The sequence below is a fragment of the Enterobacter sp. PL_is511 genome (assembly GCF_055816065.1).
The window spans coordinates 240052-265692 of sequence record NZ_JBVPGP010000024.1 but is presented as its reverse complement, the minus strand read 5'-3'; the positions used below and the strand labels follow the sequence as shown (position 1 = coordinate 265692).

The 25641-nt window shown below is 59.7% G+C and carries 21 protein-coding genes; 8 read left to right on the top strand and 13 right to left on the bottom strand.

The features are described 5' to 3' along the window. Positions 1 to 65 precede the first annotated feature (65 nt). Genes AC0TN7_RS16665 through AC0TN7_RS16655 form a run of 3 tightly spaced genes read right to left on the bottom strand, consistent with a single transcriptional unit; the run spans position 66 to position 3116 of the window. The gene (locus AC0TN7_RS16665) at positions 66 to 929 is read right to left on the bottom strand and encodes an HlyD family secretion protein (protein WP_473702282.1); all 864 of its coding nucleotides are present in this window, start codon (positions 927 to 929) and stop codon (positions 66 to 68) included. Then, positions 926 to 1141: a DUF1656 domain-containing protein gene (locus AC0TN7_RS16660; RefSeq protein ID WP_024906912.1), complete on the bottom strand. Its 216-nt coding sequence runs from the start codon at positions 1139 to 1141 to the stop codon at positions 926 to 928. Before AC0TN7_RS16660 ends, AC0TN7_RS16665 begins: the two co-directional genes overlap by 4 nt. Then, positions 1134 to 3116, bottom strand: coding sequence for an FUSC family protein (locus AC0TN7_RS16655; RefSeq protein ID WP_473702281.1), 1983 nt, complete (start codon positions 3114 to 3116; stop codon positions 1134 to 1136). Before AC0TN7_RS16655 ends, AC0TN7_RS16660 begins: the two co-directional genes overlap by 8 nt. Before the next feature lie 76 nt (positions 3117 to 3192). On the opposite strand from AC0TN7_RS16655, the gene AC0TN7_RS16650 reads away from it, so the two are divergent. Continuing rightward, complete coding sequence (locus tag AC0TN7_RS16650; RefSeq protein WP_061715819.1) at positions 3193 to 3987, top strand: AraC family transcriptional regulator; 795 nt, start codon at positions 3193 to 3195, stop codon at positions 3985 to 3987. On the opposite strand, the gene AC0TN7_RS16645 is transcribed toward AC0TN7_RS16650, so the two are convergent. Continuing rightward, positions 3984 to 4874 carry an oxidoreductase gene (locus tag AC0TN7_RS16645; protein ID WP_061715820.1) on the bottom strand — a complete coding sequence of 297 codons (891 nt, stop codon included), beginning with the start codon at positions 4872 to 4874 and terminating at the stop codon, positions 3984 to 3986. The two genes, AC0TN7_RS16650 and AC0TN7_RS16645, sit on opposite strands and share 4 nt — an antisense overlap. A 104-nt stretch (positions 4875 to 4978) precedes the next feature. On the opposite strand from AC0TN7_RS16645, the gene AC0TN7_RS16640 reads away from it, so the two are divergent. Beyond that, a complete protein-coding gene (locus AC0TN7_RS16640) occupies positions 4979 to 6100 on the top strand; it encodes a YbdK family carboxylate-amine ligase (protein ID WP_024906908.1) in 1122 nt (373 codons plus the stop codon). On the opposite strand, the gene AC0TN7_RS16635 is transcribed toward AC0TN7_RS16640, so the two are convergent. The 3 genes from AC0TN7_RS16635 to AC0TN7_RS16625 all read right to left on the bottom strand — a co-directional run bounded on the left by AC0TN7_RS16635 (position 6030) and on the right by AC0TN7_RS16625 (position 13090). Then, positions 6030 to 9185 (bottom strand): efflux RND transporter permease subunit, encoded by a 3156-nt coding sequence (locus AC0TN7_RS16635; RefSeq protein ID WP_473702280.1) that lies wholly within the window; start codon positions 9183 to 9185, stop codon positions 6030 to 6032. The genes AC0TN7_RS16640 and AC0TN7_RS16635 overlap by 71 nt on opposite strands. 9 nt (positions 9186 to 9194) lie before the next feature. Further along, the gene (locus AC0TN7_RS16630; protein ID WP_473702279.1) at positions 9195 to 10259 is read right to left on the bottom strand and encodes an efflux RND transporter periplasmic adaptor subunit; all 1065 of its coding nucleotides are present in this window, start codon (positions 10257 to 10259) and stop codon (positions 9195 to 9197) included. Positions 10260 to 10381: 122 nt separating this feature from the next. Further along, complete coding sequence (locus AC0TN7_RS16625) at positions 10382 to 13090, bottom strand: cation-transporting P-type ATPase (RefSeq protein ID WP_248163526.1); 2709 nt, start codon at positions 13088 to 13090, stop codon at positions 10382 to 10384. Positions 13091 to 13569: 479 nt separating this feature from the next. On the opposite strand from AC0TN7_RS16625, the gene AC0TN7_RS16620 reads away from it, so the two are divergent. Beyond that, entirely contained in the window at positions 13570 to 13818 is a 249-nt protein-coding gene (locus tag AC0TN7_RS16620) for a DUF1158 domain-containing protein (RefSeq protein ID WP_013097677.1), read from the top strand. Positions 13819 to 13872: 54 nt separating this feature from the next. On the opposite strand, the gene AC0TN7_RS16615 is transcribed toward AC0TN7_RS16620, so the two are convergent. Then, complete coding sequence (locus AC0TN7_RS16615; RefSeq protein WP_010428317.1) at positions 13873 to 14214, bottom strand: RamA family antibiotic efflux transcriptional regulator; 342 nt, start codon at positions 14212 to 14214, stop codon at positions 13873 to 13875. 32 nt (positions 14215 to 14246) lie between these two features. After that, positions 14247 to 15350: an MBL fold metallo-hydrolase gene (locus AC0TN7_RS16610; protein ID WP_024906904.1), complete on the bottom strand. Its 1104-nt coding sequence runs from the start codon at positions 15348 to 15350 to the stop codon at positions 14247 to 14249. A 190-nt stretch (positions 15351 to 15540) separates the two neighbouring features. Here AC0TN7_RS16610 and AC0TN7_RS16605 point away from each other — a divergent pair, with 190 nt between their 5' ends. The 3 genes from AC0TN7_RS16605 to nfsB all read left to right on the top strand — a co-directional run bounded on the left by AC0TN7_RS16605 (position 15541) and on the right by nfsB (position 17263). Further along, positions 15541 to 16131, top strand: coding sequence for a TetR/AcrR family transcriptional regulator (locus tag AC0TN7_RS16605; protein ID WP_024906903.1), 591 nt, complete (start codon positions 15541 to 15543; stop codon positions 16129 to 16131). Further along, on the top strand, positions 16121 to 16489 hold the full coding sequence (locus tag AC0TN7_RS16600) for an MmcQ/YjbR family DNA-binding protein (protein ID WP_473702278.1): 369 nt from the start codon (positions 16121 to 16123) through the stop codon (positions 16487 to 16489). Before AC0TN7_RS16605 ends, AC0TN7_RS16600 begins: the two co-directional genes overlap by 11 nt. 120 nt (positions 16490 to 16609) lie before the next feature. Beyond that, complete coding sequence (gene nfsB / locus AC0TN7_RS16595; protein ID WP_024906901.1) at positions 16610 to 17263, top strand: oxygen-insensitive NAD(P)H nitroreductase; 654 nt, start codon at positions 16610 to 16612, stop codon at positions 17261 to 17263. A 27-nt stretch (positions 17264 to 17290) separates the two neighbouring features. Here nfsB and AC0TN7_RS16590 read toward each other — a convergent pair whose 3' ends face one another. After that, complete coding sequence (locus AC0TN7_RS16590; protein WP_473702277.1) at positions 17291 to 17893, bottom strand: hypothetical protein; 603 nt, start codon at positions 17891 to 17893, stop codon at positions 17291 to 17293. Between the two features lie 150 nt (positions 17894 to 18043). Further along, a complete protein-coding gene (locus AC0TN7_RS16585) occupies positions 18044 to 18913 on the bottom strand; it encodes a helix-turn-helix transcriptional regulator (protein WP_061715828.1) in 870 nt (289 codons plus the stop codon). Positions 18914 to 19020: 107 nt separating this feature from the next. Here AC0TN7_RS16585 and AC0TN7_RS16580 point away from each other — a divergent pair, with 107 nt between their 5' ends. Then, positions 19021 to 20457, top strand: coding sequence for an MFS transporter (locus AC0TN7_RS16580; protein ID WP_473702276.1), 1437 nt, complete (start codon positions 19021 to 19023; stop codon positions 20455 to 20457). Positions 20458 to 20522: 65 nt separating this feature from the next. After that, the gene (locus AC0TN7_RS16575) at positions 20523 to 21767 is read left to right on the top strand and encodes a mechanosensitive ion channel family protein (RefSeq protein WP_024906897.1); all 1245 of its coding nucleotides are present in this window, start codon (positions 20523 to 20525) and stop codon (positions 21765 to 21767) included. A gap of 86 nt (positions 21768 to 21853) precedes the next feature. Here the strand turns inward: AC0TN7_RS16575 and pheP are convergent, their stop codons facing one another. Together pheP and AC0TN7_RS16565 are read right to left on the bottom strand one after the other, a co-directional pair. After that, positions 21854 to 23242, bottom strand: coding sequence for a phenylalanine transporter (gene pheP / locus AC0TN7_RS16570; protein ID WP_371898810.1), 1389 nt, complete (start codon positions 23240 to 23242; stop codon positions 21854 to 21856). 103 nt (positions 23243 to 23345) lie between these two features. After that, on the bottom strand, positions 23346 to 25529 hold the full coding sequence (locus AC0TN7_RS16565; protein WP_208763581.1) for a TonB-dependent receptor: 2184 nt from the start codon (positions 25527 to 25529) through the stop codon (positions 23346 to 23348). Positions 25530 to 25641 lie beyond the last annotated feature (112 nt).

Genomic DNA, 25641 nt, shown 5'->3' with positions numbered 1-25641 from the left:
GTCCCACCACATATTTTCAGAAGCGGTAAGTTTCGCATATGTGTTTAAGGCTGACTATCCCCAGATTATCGCCCCACCGCCACGCTCGCCGACAGCCCCGCCACCAGTTCAACCCCCTCCGGCAACCTGTCGATATGAATACGCACCGGCACGCGCTGCGCCAGCCGCACCCAGCTAAAGGTAGGCTCGACGTCGGGCAGACCCAGCCCGCCCGTCTCGTCGTTGCTGTCCCCAATCCCGTGTCCGATGCTCTCCACGTGCCCCGTGATGACCGGCTCGTATCCCATCAGCACAACCTGCGCAGCATCCCCAACGCGAATATGGCGCAGCTTGGTCTCTTCAAAGTACCCCACCACCCAGAAGCTGTGGGCATCGACGATGGCGACCTTTGTCTCCCCCGCCGTCGCGTAGTCTCCGGGCCGCAGCCGCAGGTGCGTAACGTACCCCGAAACCGTCGCACGGACGGTGGCGTGCGCCAGATTAAGCTCAGCCAGATCCAGCGCGGCCAGCGCGCCGTGATAATTGGCCGCCGCGACGTTCGCCGCGCTGCCGGTTTGCTGCAAATCCTCGCCGGAGATGGCGTTTTTAATCAGCGTGCGGCGATGGGCCGCGTCCTGGCGCATCAGCATCTCATGGCGTTTCGACTCCACATCAGCCTGCGCGCTTGCCACCGCCAGCTTGAGCCAGCGCGGATCGATGGTGTAAAGCACATCGCCCCGATTCACCCACTGGTTATCCCGAACGGCCACGCTGATGACGGGCCCGGAGACGTCCGGCGCAATCTGCACCACGTCCGCCCGCACGCGCCCGTCGCGGGTCCACGGCGTTTCTGCGTAGTGTTTCCACATCATAAACGCCAGAAGCGTAGCCGCCGCGACGACGCTCAACGTCAGCGCATACCGAGCCAGTAAAGAGAGCAGTGATTTCATGACAATAACCCCAACGCGGTCAGACCCTGCATCAGCAGGAAAAAGGTGACAATCCAGGTTGAAACATCCATCAGCGGGCGAAACGGCAAGCGCCGGTAGCCCCTGCTAAGAGAGAAAAGCGCGACGAGGCTTAGCGTGCAGACCAGCGCCGCGAGGGCGACCGTCAGCAACCCCGGGATAAAAACCCCGCCGATATTGAGATCGTTAACCATGGTCTGGCTCCCGTAATGCACAGTGCAGATCCACCAGCCTGAAGATAAACTGGCGCGTATGTTCATCTGCCGCAGGCAGATGGCGCTCGATAAGGGTGACGATGCGTTCCCGTAAGGCGTCACGGCCTGCATCGTTTATTCGATGAAAAAGTGCGTCAACCTCCCTGCCGGGCGGTGCGTCACTGCGGCGTAAATGCATGACCGACAGCCCCAGACGCAGCGCGTGTAGCAGCCGATCGAGCGCCTGCTCTGGCGCGCGCTCGCTGCGCTGCAGTCGCGGCAGCAACAGGGCGGTTCGGTCCATCATCAGGTTGATCCAGTGCGTTTCGTCAACCCGCAGCGTGCCCTTCACGCTGCGGCGAATGTCGCGCTGGCACAGGTTCAGCAGACGCGTGATGGCACCATCCGCCTGCACGGTTTGCAGCAGGCTCATGCTGATAACGGCAAAGCCGGTCGCGGCAAATAGCGCGATGGCGGTGTTGGCCGCAACGGCGAAGTCTCCGCTGTAGTGCGCCCCCAGCTCGCACAGAATGGGCAGCGTCAGGGTGATGCCCATCGCCATAAACGTGGTCGGTGGACGCGCCTGAAGCGACCCGGCCAGAAGATACGCAGGAGCCAGCACCGCCACCAGCACCGGGAAATCGCTCACCAGCGGCAGCAGCGCAAAGCTGTAGAACAGGCTAATCACCACGCCCCAGAACGAGCCAATGATGTATTTCACAATGTGGGGGGCCGGGGTGTCGAAGCTGCCAAACAGCGTGCAGCAGACCCCCAGGATAGACACCGCCGTACCGCCATCCGGCCATGCTGAGAAGATCCAGACCAGACAGCCGCTCAGGATGATGGCGAAAGCCCCCAGCGCCGTGCGGGCCGCGGTAAGAGGATCGCGGTGGAAAACGTAGCCTTTCGCCGCGCGGGTTTGCCTCTCCCCAAAGACGGGTTTGGCGTGGAGGATGGCCCCGGAAAGACGCTCGCACTGCTGCAGAAGCGCGATCGCCTCCGAGAGGTAGCGAATAAAACTGACCAGCCGCGCGTCGTCAAACGTCTGCGCCTGCGCGGCATACCGATCGATGAGAAGCGCACAGCGGAGCCGCAGCGCCTCTGCCGTACTGCTGAGGCTAGCGCCTTCACCGGCCAGCCAGGCCTGAACGTCCTCCAGCAACGCCTGCGCGTCGGCGGGCAGGGTTCCAGGCGTTGGCAGGCGATCGTGTAGTTCACAGTTGACGATAACGAGCCGCGCCAGCCGGTCGTGAATCGCTTTTCTGGCCTGCCGCACCGGGGCGGAGAGGGCAAAATCGTACGGAATATGGTGGCTTATGCCCTGCAGGAACTGCAGCGCCAGGGCCAGATGCAGCGGGCCGGAAGCCGCATCGGGCTTGCCCGCTAAGGTATCCGCCACCCGCTCGCGCGTGGCCTGTAGCGTCTGGGATAATTTAGCGTTGAACAGCCCTGATACCCGCGCGGGCAGCACGTAGCGGTGAATCAGCGCCGCGCAGAAAATCCCGTTCGCGATCTCCTGCACGCGGACAATAGCGACGTTAAAGATGCCGCCGGGATCGGATACCGCGGGAAAACCAATCAGGCTCGCGGTGTAGCCCGCCAGCACAAAGGCATAGGCCCGGGGCGTGCGCTCCAGCAGGGAGAGCCACAGGCAGAATACGATCCAGCCCGTCAGCACCATGCTGCACAGGATCGGCGTATTCGCGAAGGTGGGCACAATCAGAACGGTCGCGCTGGCCCCGACAACCGTACCGGCCAGCCGGTAGAGGCTTCTGCTGAGCGATGCCCCGACCGACGTCTGCGACACGATGTAAACCGTAATAATCGCCCATGAGGGGCGTTCGAGGCCGATAGACAGCGCGATGTAATAAGCGAGCATCGCCGCGGCGAAACTCTTCGCGGCGTAGATCAGCGCCCCCGCGTCGTTTTGCAGCGCGGCGGGCAGGCGCACGGGATAAGAGAAGACGTTTTTCATGCCGGAATTATTACCGGCTTGCAGACCCGCTTAAATACTCTATTCTGTCAAAAAATACCTAAATGTTGCCAGAATCGTGAAGCCTCAATCTGCTACTACGCTGTATGACCCCGACTCTACCGCCAGCCCGGCGGTGGCGCGTCATCTGGACTTCGTGGACTACGCCGCGGAAGTACCGGTGCATAGCCACCGGAAAGGACAGCTGATTATTGCCCGGTACGGTGCGGTCAGCTGTTACGCGGAGAATGACATCTGGATCGTGCCGCCAGACTGCGCCGTCTGGATCCCAGGGGGGATCCCGCACAGTGCCAAAGCGACCTGGAACGCGCATCTGAACTATCTGTTTATTGAGCCCGGCGCGGCGGCGCTGCCGGAGAGATGCTGCACGCTGGCGATCTCGCCGCTGATCAAGGAGCTGGTCGATCGCCTAACCCGCGAGGGCGTTGATTATCCGCCCGACGGCCATGTCTCCAGGCTAATCAGGGTCACGCTTGATGAGCTTGCCAGCATGCCGCAGCAGAAGCTGAGCCTGCCGGTCTCAACCGACCCGAAAATTCGCGCCATGGCCGACGCGCTGGTCAGCCGACCTGAGGACAGAAGCAGCCTGAAGGAGTGGGCGAAACGGCTTGCCCTCAGCGAGCGTTCGTTTGCACGCCTGATGCAGCGCGAGACCGGGCTGAGCTTCGGGCGATGGCGCCAGCAGCTGCACTTGATTATTGCCCTGCGGGAGCTGGCAAGCGGCGTGCCGGTCCAGAACGTGGCGACAACGCTCGGGTACGAATCCGTGAACGCGTTTATCACCATGTTCCGAAAAGCGATGGGCAGCACGCCCGCGCATTACTTTGCCGAACGGAAAAACAGCGGCCGTTAACCCGGCCCCTCGCTCCCCGCCGCCAGCAGCGGCACCACCACGTCGCTGATGGGCACCGCAATGCCGTGCTTGCGGCCGTAGCGCTGGATCACGCCGTTACGGATGTCCCACTCCATCGGACGGTTGGCCTGACGGTCAGCCAGAATAGACGTACCCAGGTCCTCAGGGGCACGCTGAAAGTTCGCCAGGATCTCCTGCGCCACGTCATCGTTCAGCTTTGCCCCTTCGGCGCGGGCGACGGTAAGCCCCTCGCGCAGGTAGGCCAGCGAAAGTTCGCTGATATCCTCGCGCCTGAACATCCCGGCGCGGCGGTTGGCCAGCACCATCAGCCCGGCGACCGCGTTTTGCAGCAGCTTGCGCCAGGCGACGGTGGCGAAATCTGCCGAGAGTTCAACTTCACAGCGCGTACCGCGAAGCGCCTCCGCCACCCGCTGCGCCTGCGGCATGTCCGGCAGCGTCAGGCGCGGCTCCGCCCGCAGCCAGACGGAGGCATCCGGCTCGCGCTGCGCCGGGAACCAGACCACCGACGGCAGCACCGTTGCGCCACTGACCAAAGGCTCAAGCTGAGCCTTCTGCTCTACGCCATTTTGCAGGGCGCAGACCACCGTATTTTCATCGCACAGCGCGCGCAGCCACCCGGCGCTGTCGGCGTTTTGCGTCGTTTTCACCGCGATAAAAACGAGGTCAACGGGACGCGCGATGGCTGTCGGATCGGTTAATACCGGACCGGGCACCACCGTTTCACCCTCATCGTGGCGCAGGCGTAACGCCGCATGTGCGGTCCGTCCGCACAGCAGCGGCGTGCGGCCAGCGTCATGCAGTACTGCGGCAATGGTGGTGCCAATCGCACCGGGTCCTATCAGCGCAATGGTTGGATAGTCAGACATGAGTCACTCCCCTTTTGCTAAGCCTGCTATCAGTTATACCACCCTGAGACGAGCGCGCCACACCCGTTGTCTATACTCAACATTCACAGACAACGGAGTGCGCCATGCCTTTACCCGATTTCAAATCCTCTGAACCGTTCACCCTTGGCATCGAGCTCGAACTGCAGGTGGTTAACCCGCCGGGGTACGATCTCAGCCAGGACTCCTCCGCGCTCATCGCCGCCGTCAAAGACGACATCAAAGGCGGCGAAGTCAAACACGACATCACCGAAAGCATGCTCGAAATCGCCACCGGCGTGTGTCAGACCATCGATCAGGCGGCGGCACAGTTCTCAGTGATGCAGCAGAGCATCCTGCGCGCGGCGGCAGAGCAGCACATTCAGATCTGCGGCGGCGGGACGCATCCGTTCCAGAAATGGCAGCGCCAGGAGGTGTGCGACGACGAGCGCTATAACGTCACGCTGGAGCGCTTTGGCTATCTGATTTTGCAGGCGACGGTATTCGGTCAGCACGTTCACGTCGGCTGCCGGACCGGGGATGACGCGATTTACCTGCTGCACGGCCTGTCGCGCTTCGTGCCGCATTTTATCGCCCTGGCGGCCGCCTCGCCGTATATGCAGGGCACCGACACGAAGTTCTCCTCGTCGCGGCTCAACATCTTTTCAGGGTTCCCGGATAACGGCCAGATGCCGTGGGTCAACAGCTGGCAGGAGTTCGAGGGGCTGTTCCGCCGCCTGAGTTCCACCAGCATGATCGACAGCATCAAGGATCTGCACTGGGATATTCGCCCCAGCCCGCATTTTGGCACCGTGGAGGTGCGGGTGATGGATACGCCGCTGACGCTCGGCCACGCGATTAACATCGCTGGGCTGATCCAGGCGACGTCCCACTGGCTGCTGACCACGCGGCCTTATAAGCATCAGGAAAAAGATTTTCTGCTGTACCGCTTTAACCGTTTTCAGGCGTGTCGCTACGGGCTGGAGGGGATCCTGACGGACGTGCACACCGGCGAGCACAAAACCGTGGCGGAAGATATCGCCTGGCTACTGGAGCAGGTTGCGCCGTCGGCCGAGAAGCTTGGCGCGACGAGCGCAATTAATGAAATTGCCCTGCTGTTAAAGCAGGGCAAGAGCGAGGCGCAGCGCATGCGGGAGTTTATCGCCGACGGCGGCTCGCTGATTTCTCTGGTGCAGAAGCACTGCGAGCTGTGGGCGACGAGTCCGTAAGGCCGTGGCCCCACTCGCGCAGGCGCTGGAACAGCACGAACAGCGCCGGGATGAACAGGATCCCCACCACGGTCGCCACCAGCATACCGCTGAACACCGTGGTGCCGATAATGCGGCGGCTCTGGGCACCCGCCCCGGTCGCCAGCATCATGGGCAGAACGCCGATAATGAACGACACGGCGGTCATCATCACCGCGCGGAAGCGGCGCGAGGCCCCTTCCCGCGCGGCATCGGCAATCGCCATTCCGTCCATACGCCGCGCGCGGGCAAACTCCACGATAAGAATCGCGTTCTTGGCCGCTAACGCGATCAGCAATACCAGACCAATCTGCACGTACACGTCGTTGGCGTATCCGGCCATCCACAGCCAGACCAGCGCCCCGCCGATGGCGAACAGCACCGAGAGCATCACGCTCGCCGGGAGCGTCCAGCTCTCGTACTGAGCGACGAGGAACAGCCACGCCATCACCACCGCCGCCAGCACGATCCAGATCGCCTGATTGCCGGTCTGCTGCTCCTGATACGACATGCCGCTCCAGGCGTAGTCGTATCCGGCCGGCAGGCTCTCCGCCAGAATCTCACCCATCACCGCCATCGCGGTGCTGCTGCTCACCCCAGCCGCTGCCGAGCCGCTCACCGACACCGACGGGAACTGGTTGTACTGCTGCAGGAACGGCGCGCCGACGGTCGGCGTGATGGTGACGAGGTTGCTCAGGCGCACCCGCTCGCCGCTGTTGCTGCGCACGAACAGCTCGCCGATCTGCTCCGCACGCTCGCGCCACTGCATCTCGTTCTGCATCACCACGTGGTAGACGCGGTTGTTGATGCTGAAATCCCCGGCGCGCGTGCCGCCAAAGGCGGTTTGCAGGCTGCTGAAGATGCGCGATACCGGCACGTCGAGACGCGCGGCGCGCTCGCGGTCAACGGTCAGCGTCAGCTGCGGCACGCTGCTGCTCCAGGTGGTGAACACGCGGCTCAGCTGCGGATGCTGGTTGGCTTTCGCCAGCACCTCGCGGGTGACGCGCTCCAGCTCCGCCGGGCTCTGCCCCGCCTGAGCCTGGATGCGCAGGTCAAAGCCGGAGGCGTTGCCCAGCCCCGGCAGCGTCGGCGGGGCAAAGGTCATGATGGTTGCTTCCGGCAGCGCCAGCAGCTGGCGCTGCAGGGTACCCATCACCTCGTCCAGCGGCGGGCGCTCGCTCCAGTCCTTCAGCATGATGGAGATAAACCCGCCGTTGGAGGCGCTGGTGCCGTTGAGGATGTTAAACCCGGAGACCTGAATCACATCCTCCACCGCCGGATTTTTGGCGATCAGCTCCCGCGCGGTGGTCACCACCGCCTCGGTGCGCTCCAGCGAGGCCGCTTCCGGCAGTTGGACGCTGGCGAAGAAGTAGCCCTGGTCCTCCTGCGGCAGGAAGCCTTTTGGCATCGACATAAAGCTGAACAGCACGACTGCCGCCGCGCCTGCGGTGGCCAGCAGCGCCAGCCACGGACGCAGGTTTAAGACATTCACGATGCGGGTGTAGAAACCGCGCGTGGCGTCCAGCCCGCGGTTAAAGGCGCGATAAACGGCCGCTGGTTTCTCCGGGCGCGGACGCAGGAGCATCGCGCACAGGGCGGGCGTCAGGGTCAGCGCCACCAGGCTTGAGAGCGTAACGGCAGTCGAGAGCGTCACCGCGAACTGGCGGTAAAGCTCGCCGACAATCCCCGGCAGGAACGCCACCGGCACAAACACCGCCAGCAGCACCAGCGTCGTCGCGATCACCGGCCCGGCGATCTGGCGCAGCGCCAGCGCGGTCGCCGCCGTGCGGCTCTGCCCTTCCGCCATCAGCGTTTCGACGCTCTCCACCACCACGATGGCGTCATCCACCACCATGGTCAGCGCCAGAATAATGGCGAACAGGCTGAGCGTGTTGGCGGAGTAGCCGAGCGTATAGAGCACGGCAAACGTCCCCACCAGCGACACCGGAATGGCGAGCGCGACAATCAGCGTGGCGCGCCAGCTTTGCAGGAACAGGGAAACGACCACCACAACCGCCAGCATGGTGAGCGCCAGCGAGACGCCGATCTCTTTAATGGTCGCGGCGACAAAAGAGGTGGTGTCGAATTTCACCTCATAAACCAGGTCGTCCGGGAAGCGCGTTGAGAGGCGTTCCAGCTCCGCGCGTACTGCATCGGCCACGCGCAGGGCGTTGGCGGACGGCGTCGGGTAGATACCCAAATAGGCGGAGTCATGCCCGTTCAGCTGCGCGCCGGAGCTGTAGCTGCGCGAGCCGAGCTCGATGGTGGCGATGTCCTTCAGGCGCACCAGTTGGCCCATCTCCCCGGCGCGGATGATAATGTCGGCAAACTCTTCGGCCTGGCTTAAGCGCCCCAGCCCGTTGATGGTCAGGGTCTGCTGCTGGCCGTTAAACACCGGCGGCGTGCCCACCTGACCCGCCGCGCCCTGTACGTTCTGCTCGCGCAGCGCCTGCGCCACGTCATCGGTGGTGACGTTCAGGGCGTTCATGCGGTCCGGGCGCAGCCAGATGCGCATGCTGTAGTCGCGCGCGCCGAACATCTGCACCTGCCCCACGCCGGGCAGACGCGACAGCGCCTCGCGCACCTGGGTGCTGGCGTAATTGCTGACGAACAGCGGCGTGTGGGTGTTATTCGGTGAGTAAAGACTTACCCCCATCATCAGGTTGGTGGCCCGCTTGCGCACCTGCACGCCGTTTTGCTGCGCCTCGGTCGGCAGCTGCGCCACGGCCTGCGCCACGCGGTTTTGCACGTCGATGGCGGCAAGATCCGGATCGGTGCCCGCCGCAAAGGTAATGTTCAGGCTGTAAGTGCCTTCGTCCGAACTGGTGGACTCCATGTAAAGCATATGGTCCACGCCGTTCAGCTGCGTCTCCAGCGGCGTGGCGATGGCCTCCGCCACGTCAGCGGAGCTGGCACCGGGCCAGCTGGCAGAGACGTTCACCACCGGCGGCGTGATCTGCGGGTACTGCTCCACCGGGATAATCCTCAGCGCAATGGCCCCCAGCAGGGTGATGACCAGCGCAATCACCATCGCGAAGCGCGGGCGTTTGATGAAAAACGTCAGCATGATGGCTCCTTAATTCAGTATCTGGACAGCAGCGCCGGGCTGCACGCGCTGCGCGCCGTCAGTAATCGCTCGCTCACCGGGCTTCACGCCAGAGGTGATCTGGAACTGCTGGCTAATCTGACCAGCCACGTTCAGCGGGCGCATTTCGGCGTTGCCGTCGGCATTAACGACCCAGGCAAAGTAGCCGTCGCCGTTCTGCTGGACCGCGGCGGCGGGCAGGGTCAGCACCGGCTGTTCACTTGCCGGGCGCAAAAACACGTTCACATTGCCGCCGGGCAGCAGCTGATGGCGCGGATTGGCAAACTCGGCGCGCAGCATCACGCTGGCGGTACGCGGGTCAACGCGGTTATCCACTGATGTCAGCTCGCCGCTGACGCGCTGGCCGTTGTTGTCGATCAGCGCCTGCCAGGCACGCTTCATGGCATTGATATCAGCATGCGGTCCGGCTTTGGCGGCAAACGCCCCCTCTTCCAGCGCAAAGGCGATGCGGATCGGGTCAAGCTGGACCACCTCCACCAAAACGCCGCTCGCCGGGTTGACCAGGCTACCCACGTGGAAGCTGCTGTGCCCCACGCGACCGTCAATCGGCGAGGCGATGCGGGTGTAGTTCAGGGTGACGCTGCGGGTGTCGAGGCGGGCTTTGGCCTGCTCCAGCGCGGCGCTCGCCACGTCCCGCTGCATGCGGGCATTGTCCACGTCGTGACGGCTGATGGCGTTGCTGCTGCCCAGGCTTTCAAAGCGGGAAAGCTGCTGCTGCGCCTGACGCAGCGTGGCTTCGGCGCTTCTCACTTCGGCCTGCGCCAGGCGCAGGGCGGCGCGCGGCTCGGCGTCGTCCAGCTCAAACAGCACGTCGCCTTTTTTCACGTACTGCCCGTCGCGGAAGTGGATTTGGGTAATCACGCCTTCCGTGCGGGCGCGCAGCTCAACGGTGTGGATGGCTTCGATGCGGCCCGGGATCTGGCGCTCGGCGGCGTGGGCGGTTTGCTCCACGGTGGCGACGCGAACGGGAATGGCGGCGGCGAATACGGGTTGCAGGGTACTGACAAGAAGTGCTAACAGGACCGGGAATTTCATGGGAGTACCTCAGCGTTGTTTCTCCCCTCACTCCGGCCCTCTCCCCAAAGGGGCGAGGGAGAAAACCGGGCGGTCCCCTCTCCCCTGTGGGGAGAGGGTTAGGGTGAGGGGTAAGGTTTTCGTTATGCAGCCTTACGGAACCTGCGGGTCAGTCGCTTCTCGATTTCGACGACGAAGAACATCACGCCTGCAACGGCCAGGGTCACAAACCAGTAGCGCAGCGGCAGGGCTTCGGTGCCGAACAGCATCTGCATAAACGGCAGGTAGATAATCGCCGCCTGGAGCAGGAACAGCACGCCCGTCACCAGCCAGATCCCTTTATTCGCCAGCAGGCCGCGGTTCAGGGAGAACCCTTCGGTATTGCGGCAGTTAATCATGTACACCCACTGGGCGCAGACCAGCATCTGCAGCAGCACGGTGCGGATGAACTCCGCGCTGTGGCCGCGCGGGGCCAGCCAGGCCTCCAGCGCAAAGGCGGCAATGGCAATCATGGTGCCGACGAAGGCCACGCGCCAGACGGCGTAGGCGTCCATCACGTGCTGCCCGGTCTGACGCGGCGGACGGCGCATGATGTTGCGCTCGGCGGCCTCAAAGGCCAGGCCGAAGGAGAGCGTGGCGGAGGTGGCCATGTTCATCCACAGAATCAGCACCGGCGTCAGCGGAATGATGTTCCCCGCCAGCAGCGCAATCACAATCAGCAGCCCCTGCGCCAGGTTGGTCGGCATGATGAACAGGATGGTCTTCTTCAGGTTGTCGTAAACGCGACGCCCCTCTTTCACCGCGCTGGCGATGGTGGCGAAGTTATCGTCCGTCAGGACCATATCCGCCGCCTCTTTGGTCACTTCCGTACCCTTGATGCCCATCGCGATGCCCACGTCCGCCTGACGCAGGGCCGGGGCATCGTTCACGCCGTCACCGGTCATGCCAACGATTTCGCCTTTGTCCTGCAGCGCTTTCACCAGGCGCAGCTTATGCTCCGGGCTGGTACGGGCGAAGATGTCATACTTCACCGCGGCGTCCGCCAGGGCGGCGTCGTCCATCTTCTCCAGCTCGTAGCCGGTAACCGCCTGCTCGCTGTTGGTGATCCCCAGCATCTGACCAATGCTCATCGCCGTTTGCGGGTGATCCCCGGTGATCATCTTCACGCGGATCCCCGCCTGCTGGCAGGCGTTAATCGCGTCAATCGCTTCCGGACGCGGCGGATCCATCATCCCTGCGATGCCAAGGAAGATCAGGCCGTGGCTCAGGTCATCGTGCGTCAGCTCCTGCTCGCCGTTCGCCGGCCTGAACGCCGCGGCGACCATGCGCAGCCCCTGACGCGCATAGCGCTCCATCTCGCTTTCCCAGTACGTGCGGTTGAAGGCTTCCGCACCGTTGCGGGTCTGCTGCTCGGCGCACAGGGTGAAAATGACGTCCGGCGCGCCGGTGATCAGGATCTGCTCCTCACCGCCAATCTGGTAGTGGGTGCTCATGTACTTATACTGCGAGTCAAACGGGATCTTGTTAACCAGCGTGGTCACGACAGGCTCGAGGTTAGCCTTCGCCGCCAGCACCTTCAGCGCGCCCTCGGTCGGCCCACCGGTGATGCCCCACAGCCCGCGATCGTCCTGAATCAGCTGGCTGTCGTTACACAGGTCGATGGTGCGCAGGTACTGCTCCAGCACGGTGCCCGGCTGGATCTGCACCGGCTCGTCGCTGCCTTCCAGGTATATGTTGCCCACCGGCTCGTAGCTGTTACCGTCCACGCGGTAGCAGGCGTCAGCGGTAATGATGGCTTTAACCGTCATCTCGTTCATGGTCAGGGTACCGGTTTTATCCGAGCAGACCACGGTCATCGCGCCCAGGGTTTCAACCGTCGGCAGCTTGCGGATAATCGCCCGCTTGCGCGCCATCGCCTGCACGCCCAGGGAGAGGATGATGGAGATAATGGCCGGCAGACCTTCCGGTACGGAGGCGACCGCCAGGCTAATCAGGGAGAGCAGCAGCTCGCCCATTGGGATCTCACGGAACGCCAGGCTGAAGACAAACAGCGCGGCCATCATCGCCAGAATAATCGCGAAGATCGCTTTCCCCAGCTTGTCCATCTGCACCAGCAGCGGCGTACGGTGCTTTTCGATACCCGCCATCATCTGGTTGATGTGGCCGAGTTCCGTATCCTGACCGGTCGCGGTGACCACGCCGATGCCGCCGCCCGCGCTGACGGTCGTCCCGGAGAAGACCATGTTGGTGCGATCGCCCAGCGGTAATTCACCGCTCAGCGGATTAACGTGTTTATCCACCACGGTGGATTCACCGGTCAGAATCGCTTCTTCCACGCGTAAATTATGCGCTTCAATTAAACGCATATCCGCCGGAATACGATCCCCCGCGCGTAATACAATAATATCGCCCGGGACTATTTCAGTTGTGGGGATTGTTTCATGGTTACCGTTACGAATAACGCGCGCCTCGCTGGCGAGCATATTACGAATACTCTTCAGGGATTTTTCCGCGTTGCTTTCCTGAATATGGCCAATTAAGGCATTGATTACCGCCACGCCTAAAATAACCAGCGTATCCACCCAGTGGCCCATTATTGCCGTTAATACGGCGGCGGCCAGCAGGACATAAATCAGCACATCATTAAAATGGGCCAGGAAACGCAGCCAGGCAGGTTTACCTTTTTTCTCCGGCAGCGCGTTCGGCCCTGTTTTTTGCAGACGCGCCTGCGCCTCCGCACGATCCAGACCGCTGGCCTGGCTCTGCGCGTGCGCAAGCACCTGCTCTGCGGTCTGCTGGTATGCCAGCCCGCCGGAAGGCGGCATGTTTGGGGACAATTTTTTTTCGGTCATCGTATTTTTCCTTCAATATCCGGTGAACTGAAGCCTGAATTCCTTTCGGGCTTAAATAAATTCATTTTAAAGTCTTGCGGGTAAAATTGATCTACCGCAATATAATGACTTCTCGGTTATTCAAAACTGATTAAAACTATTTCGATGACCTGATTTTTACAAAATATTTCTAAACCAATACTAAACGAGGGGGAACCATGTGGGGTATTTATCGCGGGCGCAGACTGGTGTTATACGTTATCGCGGCCATTGTTATTGCCACGTTAATTGGTTATAGCACCTATACATTTGTAAAATTATTTTCCTGATGCGGACGTTTATTTACATAACGCGATATTAATATAAACGCCGGGTCGTATGTTGTTATTTGTGCGCAGTAATAATGTCTTTGTTTTATTCAAAAAGGTCAGCGGGGCTGATATTGCTTTACGTTACAGAATGCCGGACAATGACATTTTTAACTGACGATTAACATTACGATGAAACACCCGCTAGAATCGCTGCTCACCGCAGGCGGCATTTTATTACTGGCCCTGCTTTCGTGCCTGCTGCTCCCGGCGCCTTCGCTTGGGCTGGTGCTGGCGCAGAAGCTGGTTCAGACCTTTCACATGGTCGATCTTAACCAGCTCTATACCATTCTGTTCTGCGTGTGGTTTTTACTGCTCGGGGCGATTGAGTTCTTCGTGCTGCGTTTCGTCTGGCGACGCTGGTTTTCACTCGCGTCCTGAGCCCATAAAAAAGCCGGGTGGCGGCTACGCCTTACCCGGCCTACACGCGACAGGTTAATGTGTCTGGCTATGGTTCTCTTTACGGTACGCACCCGGCGGCTGGTTGAACGTACGGGTGAAGATACGGGTAAACGTCTGCTGCGAGTCAAACCCGTAACGCAGGCAGATGTCGTACACCCGGGCGTCGGATTCTCGCAGATCGCGCGCCGCCAGCAGCAGCTTACGTTCACGAATATAACGCCCCAGACTCTCCCCTTTGTACTGCATAAACAGCCGCTGCAGGTGCCATTTCGAGTAACCCGCGTGACGGGCAATCTCTTCTATTCGTAATGGCTGGTGCAGATTGTCGTCGATCCATTCGACGATAGTGTCGATGACTTGAGCGGAAATGGTCATACTGCTGTCCCCCTCTGCTTCTCGCTTAAACATTATTCCCACCACGCACGAAAGGTTTGTGCGCTGTCGCTTACCCGGACGGGCTCGCCCAGTTCCGGCGTCAGCAACCGATAATTTTTATCCTTGCTGGCTTTTGCCAGCTGGATCAGCGGATCGTTCCAGGCGTGTTTCGCCAGCACGAAGCGTCCGTTATGTCCGGGCACCACGGCTTTCGCATTCAGATCCGCCGAGGCCTGCGCCGTTTCCTCCGGCAGCATGTGGATGTACTTCCAGTCCTGGTCGTACTGGCCGTTTTCCATAATGGCGACGTCCACGTCACCAAACTGCTCGCCGATAGCCTTAAAGTGCGGGCCGTAACCGGAATCCCCGCTGTAGTAAATCTTCTGATCTGGCGTAACGAACATAAAGCTGCCCCACAGGGTGCGATCGCGTTTAATGCCGCGCCCGGAGAAGTGACGTGCTGGCAGAACATGCACCGTCAATTCATCGCTGATGCGTACCGACTGGTTCCAGTCGCGCTCGTCAATAATCTCGGGCTTCATTCCCCAGTAGCGCAGGTGGGATCCCACGCCCAGCGGCGTCACCACCCGCTTCACCTTCGGCAGTAGCGCCTTGATAGTGGCGTAATCCAGATGATCGTAGTGATCGTGCGAGATAATCAGCAGGTCGATCGCCGGCATGCGTTCAGCGCGCCACGGATACTCGCCGGTAAAGGCTTTATTGAGGAACGAGAACGGCGCGGCATAGTTGCCAAGAACCGGGTCAATCAGGATCCGTTTGCCCGCGAGCTGCAGGTACCACGAGGAGTGACCGAGCCACACCAGGGTGTCCTGCTCCAGCGGCAGGCTCGCAAGATCGGTTTTCACCAGCGGAAGCGGCCGGGCCGGGCGGGCGTTTTCGGTTTTTTTGGTCAGAAACTCCCACATTGCGACCAGCATGTTTTTGTCACCGTTATAACCCGGCGTCGGCAGCGTATTGTGGAATTTCCCCTCGCGATACTGAGGGGAGGCCTCCACTTCGGTGAGCTGCTCACCCTGCGGCGGCTGGCCGAATCCGGCATTCAGAACAAACGGTAAACTCGCGGCTGAAGCAATAATCATGATTAACACCACGCAGATGAAGAGAGGTTTTTTCATATCCTGACCCGAAAACGCGCCCCATCCGATAGCGTGCGCAGGGTAAACTTGATTATGAGTGAGTAAGCACTCATTATAGATATGATGATAAAGTCGTCAAGACGTTTTCGATCTTTGACATTCCGCGTTGCAGCGTGTCAAAGCACGTGTTTCAATCAGGGTTTTAATCATTGACAGGGGGAACAATTTAGTGGCACGTCCGAAGAGTGAAGATAAAAAACAGGCCTTACTGGAAGCCGCAACGGCGGCGTTTGCACAGTCAGGTATCGCCGCCTCAACGGCGCTCATTGCCCGTAAGGCGGGCGTCGCCGAAGGTACCCTGTTCCGCTACTTTGCTACGAAAGACGATCTGCTGAATGCCCTCTATGTGCATCTGAAGCAGGATCTCTGCCAGACCATGCTGGCGAACCTCGATCGCACCATCACGCTGCCTAAAGAACATACCCGCAATATCTGGAACAGCTATGTGGACTGGGGTATACGTAACCCCGTTTCTCATGCGGCGATCCGCCAGATTGGCGTCAGTGAAAAGCTGAGCGTCGAAACGGAACAGGCGGTGAAAGATATGTTCCCGGAACTCCATGAGCTGTGCCGCCGCTCGGTGCGCCCGGTGTTTATGTCGGATGAATTTAAAACGTTTGGCGATGCACTTTTCTTATCGCTGGCTGAAAGCACGATGGAATTTGCCACCCGCGATCCGTCCCGCGCCGTTGATTTTAAAGCGCTCGGCTTTGAGGTGATGTGGCGCGGGCTTGCGTATGAGGACGCCAATGGAGAGTAAAGCCTTACAGGAGCACGCTATGCGTGTAGCCCTGGAACTGCCGTTCACCGAACACTGCTGGCCGTTCGGGCCGGAGTTTGACGTCTTCAAAGTGGGCGGAAAAATTTTCATGATTGTGGCCGTCGCACACGGGCGGCCGCACGTCAGCCTGAAGTCAGACCCGGAGAAATCACTGTTAAACCAGCAGATCTACCGCGGGATAGAACCCGGGTACCATCTGAGTAAAAAGCACTGGATTTCCCTTTACGGCACTGACGACGTGACGTCGGAACTGGTTACCGACCTCATTAATGACTCCTGGCATCTGGTGGTGGATAAGCTGCCGAAAAAAGACCAGAAGTGGATCCGGCCAGTCTGATTGTTCGTCTGAGACGAACAGATTAAGCGCTCGAATTGCACTTATCTTTTGCCGCTTCGCGCGGTAATCTGCTTTCCTTTCGCGCCCGCGAGCGGGCGAATTTCATCACCAGGAGTTGTTATGGATATCATTTCTGTCGCCCTGAAACGCCACTCCACCAAGGCGTTCGACGCAAGCAAAAAACTGACCGCGGAAGAAGCGGAAAAAATCAAAACCCTGCTGCAGTACAGCCCGTCCAGCACCAACTCCCAACCGTGGCACTTCATTGTGGCCAGCACCGAGGAAGGAAAAGCGCGCGTGGCGAAATCCGCCGCGGGCACCTATGTGTTCAACGAACGCAAAATGCTGGATGCATCTCACGTGGTGGTGTTCTGCGCGAAAACCGCGATGGACGATGCCTGGCTGGAGCGCGTTGTCGATCAGGAAGAAGCCGACGGTCGCTTCAACACCCCGGAAGCCAAAGCCGCGAACCATAAGGGCCGTACCTACTTTGCCGACATGCACCGCGTGGATCTGAAAGATGACGACCAGTGGATGGCGAAGCAGGTTTACCTGAACGTCGGCAACTTCCTGCTGGGCGTGGGCGCAATGGGCCTGGACGCGGTACCGATTGAAGGTTTCGATGCCGCTATTCTCGACGAAGAGTTTGGCCTGAAAGAGAAGGGCTTCACCAGCCTGGTGGTGGTGCCGGTTGGGCATCACAGCGTGGAAGATTTCAACGCCACGCTGCCGAAATCTCGCCTGCCGCTGAGCACGATTGTGACTGAGTGCTAATCAACACGGGCCGCTCTGTGCGGCCCGTTACGCTTTACTAATGACTAACCTGCGATGTGGATTCACGTCGCGATCGTATCCCCAGGCAAACGCAATCCAGCGCTCCTCCAGCTCGGCGTATGAACTCACCGGTGTTAAGTGCCACTCTTCACCTACCGTACCGTCCGCCACGCTTATCCGATAATTCATGCTGAACGCCCAGTCGATCATGCGTAACCAAAACCGCTGTCCGTCACCGGTTTGTTCGCTGTCAGAAACCACAATGTCGTATTCGCTTAGCACCCACTGGAAGAAGGATTGGGGTAATCCACTGATTACCCGCTGATGGACAGCGCGTGGTGTACGCCAGACCATAACCTGTGTCGCAGCCCCGTGGGGAAAGGTAATTTCTTTATGAAACGTCAACTTAACGGCATACGTCGTATAGGGTTTTCCGTCGTCGGTGGTGACGAGACGATATTCATCACCGTAGCGCGATTTTAACAGGCGATATCCCACCGGCAGCATAAATCCGGGCAGATGAAAATCCACCGTGCCCCGCGCAAGAAACGCTTCAGTATGTTCCACGTTGCGGGAGATAAGGCCTAATTTTTGGCTGAAATCTGCGGAATCAATCATCAGTGGCGACATGGTGGTTTCTCATGGCGTGAGTATAGACGACTTAACACCTCATCGAAATGATGTCGATTCAGTCGACTGGCTAAGTTAAACCCACCTTACACCTGTCTCATCCACTTAGCAGAATCGGCTCTTACTCCCTGAAAGCCCCTCGCAAAAAAACTATTTCCCCTGCGCCGCCAGCCACGCCATCGCCCTCTCCCCCGCCTCATCTACCGGCAGATACACCAGCAGACGCGACCCGTTTCGCGGCGCGGAATACCAGTACATCTGCTGCAGCGTAAACTCCCCCAGCTCGGGATGGGTAAACAGCTTGAGCTGATTCTCCACGCCGCGCACGTCGTTACGCTGGTGCCACAGGGTTTTAAACTCTTCGGACACCGCAAAGAAGCGCGCCAGTTTGGCTTCCCACAGCGGGTCGCCCCGATGCTCGGCCATCGCCGCGCGGAAATAGGAGACAAAAATGGGCAGCACGTCGTCGCGTCTGCCGAGGCGCGCGCGCCACGCCGGATGGGTGAGGAACAGGTAAATACAGTTGCGGTCTTCCGGCGGGATTTCATTGAAATCCACACCCATCAGGTGGCCGAAGCTGTCGTTCCACGCCACGATGTCGAAATTGGGCTTCTGGATGCTGGCAGGTTTTGGCAGCAGCGTATCGAGCAGGCGTCGGGTGCCTTCGCTGATGCCCTCGCAGCAGACCGCCTGCGGCGCTTCACCCGGCGGCAAACCCGCTAACACAAACAGATGCCGGGCCTCGGTCGGAGTACATTGCAGCGCTTTTGCCACGGCCGCCATCACCGCGCTGGACGGATTGACGTCCCTGCCCTGCTCAAGCCAGGTGTACCAGGTTACGCCCACGTCAGCGAGCATCGCTACCTCTTCCCGACGCAGACCGGGCGTGCGGCGGCGACCGCTGCGCGGCAGGCCTAAGCGCTGCGGATCGAGGCTTTCACGCCGCGCGCGTAAAAATGCCCCGAGCTGTTTTCGGGTGTCATCCTGAAGTGAGACGACAGGTTCAGACATCAGCGCCATAAATCCCCCTGCATGGTAGTGCCAGTACCAGTATAAGCAAGAACTGGTACCCGTTTATCTGATGGTAGATGCTACGACCATCTGTTGAATGACGCAATGGAGTTACCATGAATACGTCAGTTGTTTCACCGGGTCGCGCTGGCCTGATATTGCTGTTAACCGGCCAGATGCTGCCGATGATTGATACCTCAATCACCAACGTGGCGCTGGACGCTATTACCCATTCACTGCACGCTACCGCCACCGAACTGGAGCTCATCGTCGCGCTCTACGGCGTGGCCTTTGCCGTCTGCCTCGCGCTCGGCAGCAAGCTGGGGGATAATTTTGGCCGTCGCCGTCTGTTCATGTGGGGTGTGGCGAGCTTTGGCCTGGCTTCGCTGCTGTGCGGAATAGCGGGGAACATTGAACAGCTGCTCGCCGCGCGCATCGTTCAGGGCGCGGGTGCCGCACTGATCATGCCGCAAATTCTTGCCACGCTGCACGTGACGCTCAAAGGTACGGCGCATGCTAAAGCCATCAGCCTGTTCGGCGGCATCGGCGGGATTGCGTTTATCGTCGGGCAAATGGGCGGCGGCTGGCTGGTATCGGCGGATATCGCCGGACTGGGCTGGCGTAACGCCTTCTTTATCAACGTGCCGATTTGTCTGGTGGTGCTGGCACTGAGCCGCCGCTTCGTACCGGAAACCCGTCGCGAGACGCCGTCACGCATCGACTGGCCGGGTACCGTGTTGCTGGCCATCATGCTTTGCTGCCTGCTGTTCCCGATGGCGCTCGGCCCGCAGTGGCACTGGTCCTGGCCGCTGAAGGCGATGCTGCTCGCCCTAGTCCCGCTGGCCTGGCTGATGGCGCTGAATGCGCGCAAAAAAGAGCGTGAGAATGCCCACCCGCTGATCCCGCCGCGCCTGCTTGCGCTTCGCAGCGTGCGCTTTGGCATTCTGATTGCGATGCTTTTTTTCAGCGTCTGGTCCGGATTTATGTTCTGTATGGCACTGACCATGCAAACGGGTCTGGGGATGGCGCCGTGGCAGTCCGGGAACAGCTTTATCGCCCTTGGCGTGACCTACTTTGTTTCGGCGTGGTTCGCGCCGCGGCTGATTGCCCGCTACAGCACCAGCACCATCCTGCTGACGGGTCTGGCGATCCAGATCACCGGCCTGCTGGCGCTGATCGCCACGTTCCGCGTTTGGGGCATAGAGAATACCGCCCTGACGCTGGCACCCGCCACCGGACTGGTGGGCTACGGGCAGGCGCTGATCGTGAACAGCTTCTACCGCATCGGGATGCGCGACATTCAGCCTGACGACGCGGGGGCCGCGAGCGCTATTTTAAGCACGCTCCAGCAGGCCGCGCTGGGTCTTGGCCCGGCCATTTTTGGCGCAATCTTGCTGCACGCGCTGCAAAACCATCACGGGGATTACACCCAGGCGGTTAACGTCTTCCTGATGGTGGAAACGGCCATGATGGTGGTGCTGGCTCTGGCGACGCTGCGCATCCGCCATCGCCTGTGCCTGCCGGTGGTAAAGGTCTGCCAGGCCGCCAAATAAGTTCGTGAATTTGCATAATAGATCCGCAGCCGCCATTATGGGGCTGCAAAAATACAGGAGACGTTATGCAGGAATTGATTGCTCAGGTTGAAGAGTTAGGCATTGAAATTAATCACACCACCTCTTTAGTGATTATCTTTGGTATTATTTTTCTTACCGCCATCATCGTTCATTTTATTCTGCACAAAGGGGTGCTTCGCGCATTCGAAAAACGCGCGCAGGCCAGCAGCCATTTATGGCTGCAGATCATCACCCAGAATAAATTATTTCACCGTCTGGCCTTTACCCTGCAGGGGATAATTGTCAACGTCCAGGCGGTACTGTGGCTGCAAAAAGGCAGCGAAGCGGCGGAAATTCTCACTACCTGCGCCAGGCTGTGGGTAATGGTATATGCCCTGCTCTCCTTCTTCTCGCTGCTGGACGTGATTTTCAATCTGTCGCAGAAAATGGCCACCGCGTCACAGCTGCCGCTGAAAGGGATCTTCCAGGGCATCAAGCTGGTGAGCGCCATCCTGGTGGGGATATTGATTATCTCCCTGCTCATCGGCCAGTCCCCGGCGATTCTGATAAGCGGTCTGGGCGCCATGGCCGCCGTGCTGATGCTGGTGTTTAAAGACCCGATACTCGGACTTGTGGCGGGTATTCAGCTTTCCGCCAACGACATGCTCAAGCTCGGCGACTGGCTGGAGATGCCGAAATACGGCGCCAACGGCACGGTGACGGATATCGGCCTGACCACCGTGAAAGTACGAAATTTCGATAATACGATTACGACTATTCCGACGTGGGCCCTGGTCTCCGACGCCTTTATCAACTGGAGCGGCATGTCGGCCTCCGGCGGGCGACGTATTAAGCGCAGTCTGAATATTGATACCACCAGTATTCATTTTCTCGACGAACAGGAGCAGCAGAAACTCATTCAGGCGAAACTGCTGAAGCCTTATCTGGCCGCGCGTCATGAGGAAATTAACCTGTGGAATCAGCAGAACGGTGAAGGGGAATCGGTATTAAACCTGCGCAAGATGACCAATATCGGCACCTTCCGCGCCTACCTGAACGAATATCTGCGCAACCACCCGCGCATTCGCAAAGATATGACGCTGATGGTGCGCCAGCTAGCACCTGACGCGAATGGTTTGCCGATTGAAATATATGCTTTCACCAATACGGTGGTCTGGGCAGAATATGAGGAGATTCAGGCCGACATCTTCGACCATATTTTCGCGGTGGTGGATGAATTTGGGTTGCGTATTCACCAGTCCCCGACCGGGAACGATATTCGCGCCCTGTCGGGGGTCATTGCCAGGTAATCTGTGTAGGCACCCGGGCGTGAAGGCAAGTGCGGTCTGGTGCCCTCACCCCGGCCCTCTCCCACAGGGAGAGGGTGAAAAACGTGCTACTTTTTGCGGGAAAGCTTAAACGTCACAAACAGGAAGATCACCCACACCGGCAGCAGCATCGCCGAGAGACGCATCTCATCCATGGTGCACATCAACACCAGAATTAGCCCCAGGAAAGCGATACAGATGTAGTTCCCCGCCGGGTAAAGCAGCGCTTTGAACTGCGTTTCGCGTCCCTTGCGGCGCATCGCGGCGCGGAATCGCAGGTGCGCCAGGCAGATCATGATCCAGTTCAGCAGCAGCGTGGCGACAACCAGCGCCATCAGCAGGCCAAAGGCCTCTTTCGGCAGCAGGTAGTTGATTAGCACTACCAGCGACGTAATGGCACCGGAAAGGAACAAGGAATTCACCGGCACGCCGCGACGGCTGACGCGGGTAAGGAACTTCGGCGCGTTGCCCTGCACGGAGAGGCCAAACAGCATACGGCTGTTGGAGTAAACGCCGCTGTTATAGACCGACAGAGACGCCACCAGAATGACAAAGTTCAGCGCCGAGGCGACCACGTTGCTGTTCAGATCGTGGAAAATCATCACGAACGGGCTGCTGTCGGATTTCACTTCCACCCACGGATAGAGCGCCAGCAGCACCACCAGCGAGCCGATGTAGAACAGCAGAATACGGTATACCACCTGGTTAACCGCTTTTGGAATGCTTTTATGCGGGTCGCGCGCTTCCGCGGCGGTGATGCCAATCAACTCTAATCCGCCGAAGGAGAACATGATCACTGCCAGCGAGAGGATCAGCCCTTTCCAGCCGGTCGCCAGGAAGCCGCCGTGCTGCCAGAGGTTATCGATCGTGGCGCGCTCGCCGCCGTGGCCGGAGAACAGCAGCCACAGGCCAAAGCCGATCATGCCGATAATCGCCAGCACCTTGATTAGCGCAAACCAGAACTCGGTTTCGCCATACAGGCGGACGTTAACGAGGTTTACGGCGTTGATAATGATGAAGAAGGCCGCCGCCCAGATCCACGTCGGGACATCCGGCAGCCAGTACTGCATGTAGATGCCTGCGGCGGTCAGCTCCGCCATCCCCACCAGCACGAACATAACCCAGTAGTTCCAGCCGGACAGGAAGCCTGCAAACGGGCCCCAGTATTTATAAGCAAAGTGCGCGAAGGAGCCTGAAACCGGCTCTTCAACAACCATCTCGCCAAGCTGGCGCATGATCAGGAAGGCGATAATCCCGGCGATACCATACCCCAGCAGTACCGCCGGGCCAGCCATCTGAATAGCGGGGCCGATGCCAAGAAACAGCCCGGTACCGATCGCGCCGCCAAGGGCAATTAACTGAATGTGTCGATTTTGCAAACCACGTTGCAGCGTCGGATTCTGATCCGACGAGGCTTCGGCGCTACCATGGCCTGAAGCGGATGACGCGTCTTTCACGTCCTACCCCTGTCTCTTTTTTAGAAGGGGCACGTTTTAACACTTCATGCTGGAGGTAGCAAGGGATTGGGGCATCCCTGCCCCGGATAACGAGATGGAACGCTTAGAATTCGTAGCCAACCGAGATCTTAAAGGTACGCGGTTCACCCTGCGTGATGTAAGTACCGGAATCGTCCACGCTGGCCCAGTAGTTTTCATTGGTCACGTTGTCAATGCCCGCGCGCACGGTCATCTGGTTTGCATTGTGGTTCACCGCGAAGCGATAGCGCATACCCAGATCCAGCGTGGTGTAGCTGTCCAGCTTTTTGGTGTTTGCCAGGTCAGCGTACTGCGCGCCGGAGTGGTTCACGCGGGCGGTGGCGGTCAGGCCGTCAATCGGCTTGATGTCGTACTCCGCGCCCAATACGGCGTAAAAGTTCGGAATACCGATCGCATCGTTCCCCTGATTGACGCCATTTTTGGTTTTGGTTAGCTCAGCCTGCAGCCAGGTGGCGCTGGCATTCAGACGCATCCCCAGCAGGGGCTCGCCAAAGACGTTCAGCTCCACGCCACGGTTACGCTGCTCGGCGTCAAGGCCGTAGTGGCCTCTGTCGTCGAGGATCGCCGACGGCATCTTGATTTCGAACAGCGCAAGCGATCCGCCCACGCGGCCAAAGTCCGCCTTCACGCCCACTTCGTTCTGCTTAGAGTGAACGATACCGGTGCTCTGGCCGTAGTTGGTGGCGGTATTAGGCGCGGTTTTGCCCGGCTGCAGCGCTTCGGTATGGTTAGCATAGAGGGAGATTTCCTCCCACGGCTTGTAGACCACGCCGTAGGTTGGCATCCAGCGGCTGCCGTCGAAGCCGTCCGCCGCGTTTTCCGCACCGGTAATTTTGTTATACCCGCGAATGACCACCTTCTGGTGGCGCGCGCCGGCGGTGAACAGCAGTTTGTCGTCCAGCACACCCAGGGTATCGCTCAACAGCCAGCCTTGGGTACGGGTGCGTCCGCTGGTCAGCGGATCGCTGTATTTCCCGCCTGAGCCGTTGAGGTTGCTGCTGTCCGGCATATCCACGCCGGTATTGTGGTAGATGTTGGTCGTCGGGTTATCCTTCGTCGCCGACATTTTCCACGCGATTTTTTCGTTTTTGGTCATCGCCGAATAGCCAACGTTGACCTTGTGCGAGACGAAACCGGTATTGAAATTACCGCGAATACCCGCCATACCGCTGACGGAGTCGCTGATGCGGTTGGTATCAAGGCGGCTGACCGTTGCCTTACCGCTTTTATCCACCAGCTTCGGCGCGCTGTAGATCCCTTCCTCGTGCGCGTGCTGCGCGCCCAGGCCGGTATAGGCGGTCCAGCCGTCGGTGATGTCGTACTCGCTGCGCCACATCCCGAACTCGTTTTCGATGTTGCTGTAGGCCCACTTCTGCGAGAAGTTGCGATCGTTTTTCGGCGGCTCGGGCACGAAATCCACCGCCGAAATGTTGACGCTGGTTGGGCTACCGTGGAAGGTTTTCTTTTGATAGCCCAGATCAAGCGAGGTGCGGAAGCGGTCACCGCTGTAATCCAGGCCGGTAGAGAGCAGCGTGGTGCGGCGGCGATCGTTCGGTATGCCGGTTTCCCCTTCGCGATGGACCAGGTTCACCCGCGCGCCAAACTGGTCGTTGTCGCCGTAGCGACGACCCGCATCCAGCGTGGTGCCAATCTGAGAATCTGAGGTGTAGTCCACGCCCACTTTCGCCTGCGGGAGTTCGCCCGCGTGTTTTGGCTCAAGGTTGATCATCCCGCCCACGCCGGAGCTGGCCGCGCCGTTCATCAGGGCGTTTGCCCCTTTGAAGATCTCAATGCGCTCAACCATCTGGGTATCCACCACCTGGCGCGGCAGCACGCCGGACAGCCCGCCAAAGGTCATGTCGTCACCGTCGAACTTCAGGCCACGAATACGGTAGGTTTCCGCGCTGTTGCCGAATCCCTGGACGAACTGCACGCCCGCGTCGTTCGCGACGACATCGGCAATGGTTTTCGCCTGCTGATCTTCCACCAGCTTCGAGGTGTAGCTGATGATGTTGAACGGCACGTCCATGGCGTTCTGCTGGCCCAACATCCCCATGCGCCCGCCATTCGCCATCTGCCCGTCAAGGAAGGCCGGTACCAACTGGTCGCCACCGGGTTTGAAATCGCTGGCTGGTGCAGCCTGGACAACGAGGGTGTCCTCTTTTTGATCGTCCGCGGCGAAGGCGGAATGCGTCACCGCGCCAACGGCGAGCGCCAACAGCGTGTTGTTTATTTTGGTGTTGTTCATCGTTAACTCATTTAAACGTGCGCGCAAAAATGACCCGTTGTCGGGCCTTAGAATGTGTTTATTGAAATGCAAATGAGAACTATACGCATTATATATGCATTAGCAAGTGTAA

Bases quoted from the DNA above. Each gene is read 5' to 3' on its own strand.
- AC0TN7_RS16565 (WP_208763581.1), bottom strand. From the start codon at position 25,529: ATGAACAACACCAAAATAAACAACACGCTGTTGGCGCTCGCCGTTGGC.
- AC0TN7_RS16590 (WP_473702277.1), bottom strand. From the start codon at position 17,893: ATGTCGCCACTGATGATTGATTCCGCAGATTTCAGCCAAAAATTAGGC.
- AC0TN7_RS16625 (WP_248163526.1), bottom strand. From the start codon at position 13,090: ATGACCGAAAAAAAATTGTCCCCAAACATGCCGCCTTCCGGCGGGCTG.
- AC0TN7_RS16575 (WP_024906897.1), top strand. From the start codon at position 20,523: ATGCAGGAATTGATTGCTCAGGTTGAAGAGTTAGGCATTGAAATTAAT.
- AC0TN7_RS16615 (WP_010428317.1), bottom strand. From the start codon at position 14,214: ATGACCATTTCCGCTCAAGTCATCGACACTATCGTCGAATGGATCGAC.
- nfsB (WP_024906901.1), top strand. From the start codon at position 16,610: ATGGATATCATTTCTGTCGCCCTGAAACGCCACTCCACCAAGGCGTTC.
- AC0TN7_RS16630 (WP_473702279.1), bottom strand. From the start codon at position 10,259: ATGAAATTCCCGGTCCTGTTAGCACTTCTTGTCAGTACCCTGCAACCC.
- AC0TN7_RS16640 (WP_024906908.1), top strand. From the start codon at position 4,979: ATGCCTTTACCCGATTTCAAATCCTCTGAACCGTTCACCCTTGGCATC.
- AC0TN7_RS16620 (WP_013097677.1), top strand. From the start codon at position 13,570: ATGAAACACCCGCTAGAATCGCTGCTCACCGCAGGCGGCATTTTATTA.
- AC0TN7_RS16635 (WP_473702280.1), bottom strand. From the start codon at position 9,185: ATGCTGACGTTTTTCATCAAACGCCCGCGCTTCGCGATGGTGATTGCG.
- AC0TN7_RS16585 (WP_061715828.1), bottom strand. From the start codon at position 18,913: ATGGCGCTGATGTCTGAACCTGTCGTCTCACTTCAGGATGACACCCGA.
- AC0TN7_RS16655 (WP_473702281.1), bottom strand. From the start codon at position 3,116: ATGAAAAACGTCTTCTCTTATCCCGTGCGCCTGCCCGCCGCGCTGCAA.
- AC0TN7_RS16665 (WP_473702282.1), bottom strand. From the start codon at position 929: ATGAAATCACTGCTCTCTTTACTGGCTCGGTATGCGCTGACGTTGAGC.
- AC0TN7_RS16580 (WP_473702276.1), top strand. From the start codon at position 19,021: ATGAATACGTCAGTTGTTTCACCGGGTCGCGCTGGCCTGATATTGCTG.
- AC0TN7_RS16610 (WP_024906904.1), bottom strand. From the start codon at position 15,350: ATGAAAAAACCTCTCTTCATCTGCGTGGTGTTAATCATGATTATTGCT.
- AC0TN7_RS16600 (WP_473702278.1), top strand. From the start codon at position 16,121: ATGGAGAGTAAAGCCTTACAGGAGCACGCTATGCGTGTAGCCCTGGAA.
- AC0TN7_RS16660 (WP_024906912.1), bottom strand. From the start codon at position 1,141: ATGGTTAACGATCTCAATATCGGCGGGGTTTTTATCCCGGGGTTGCTG.
- AC0TN7_RS16645 (WP_061715820.1), bottom strand. From the start codon at position 4,874: ATGTCTGACTATCCAACCATTGCGCTGATAGGACCCGGTGCGATTGGC.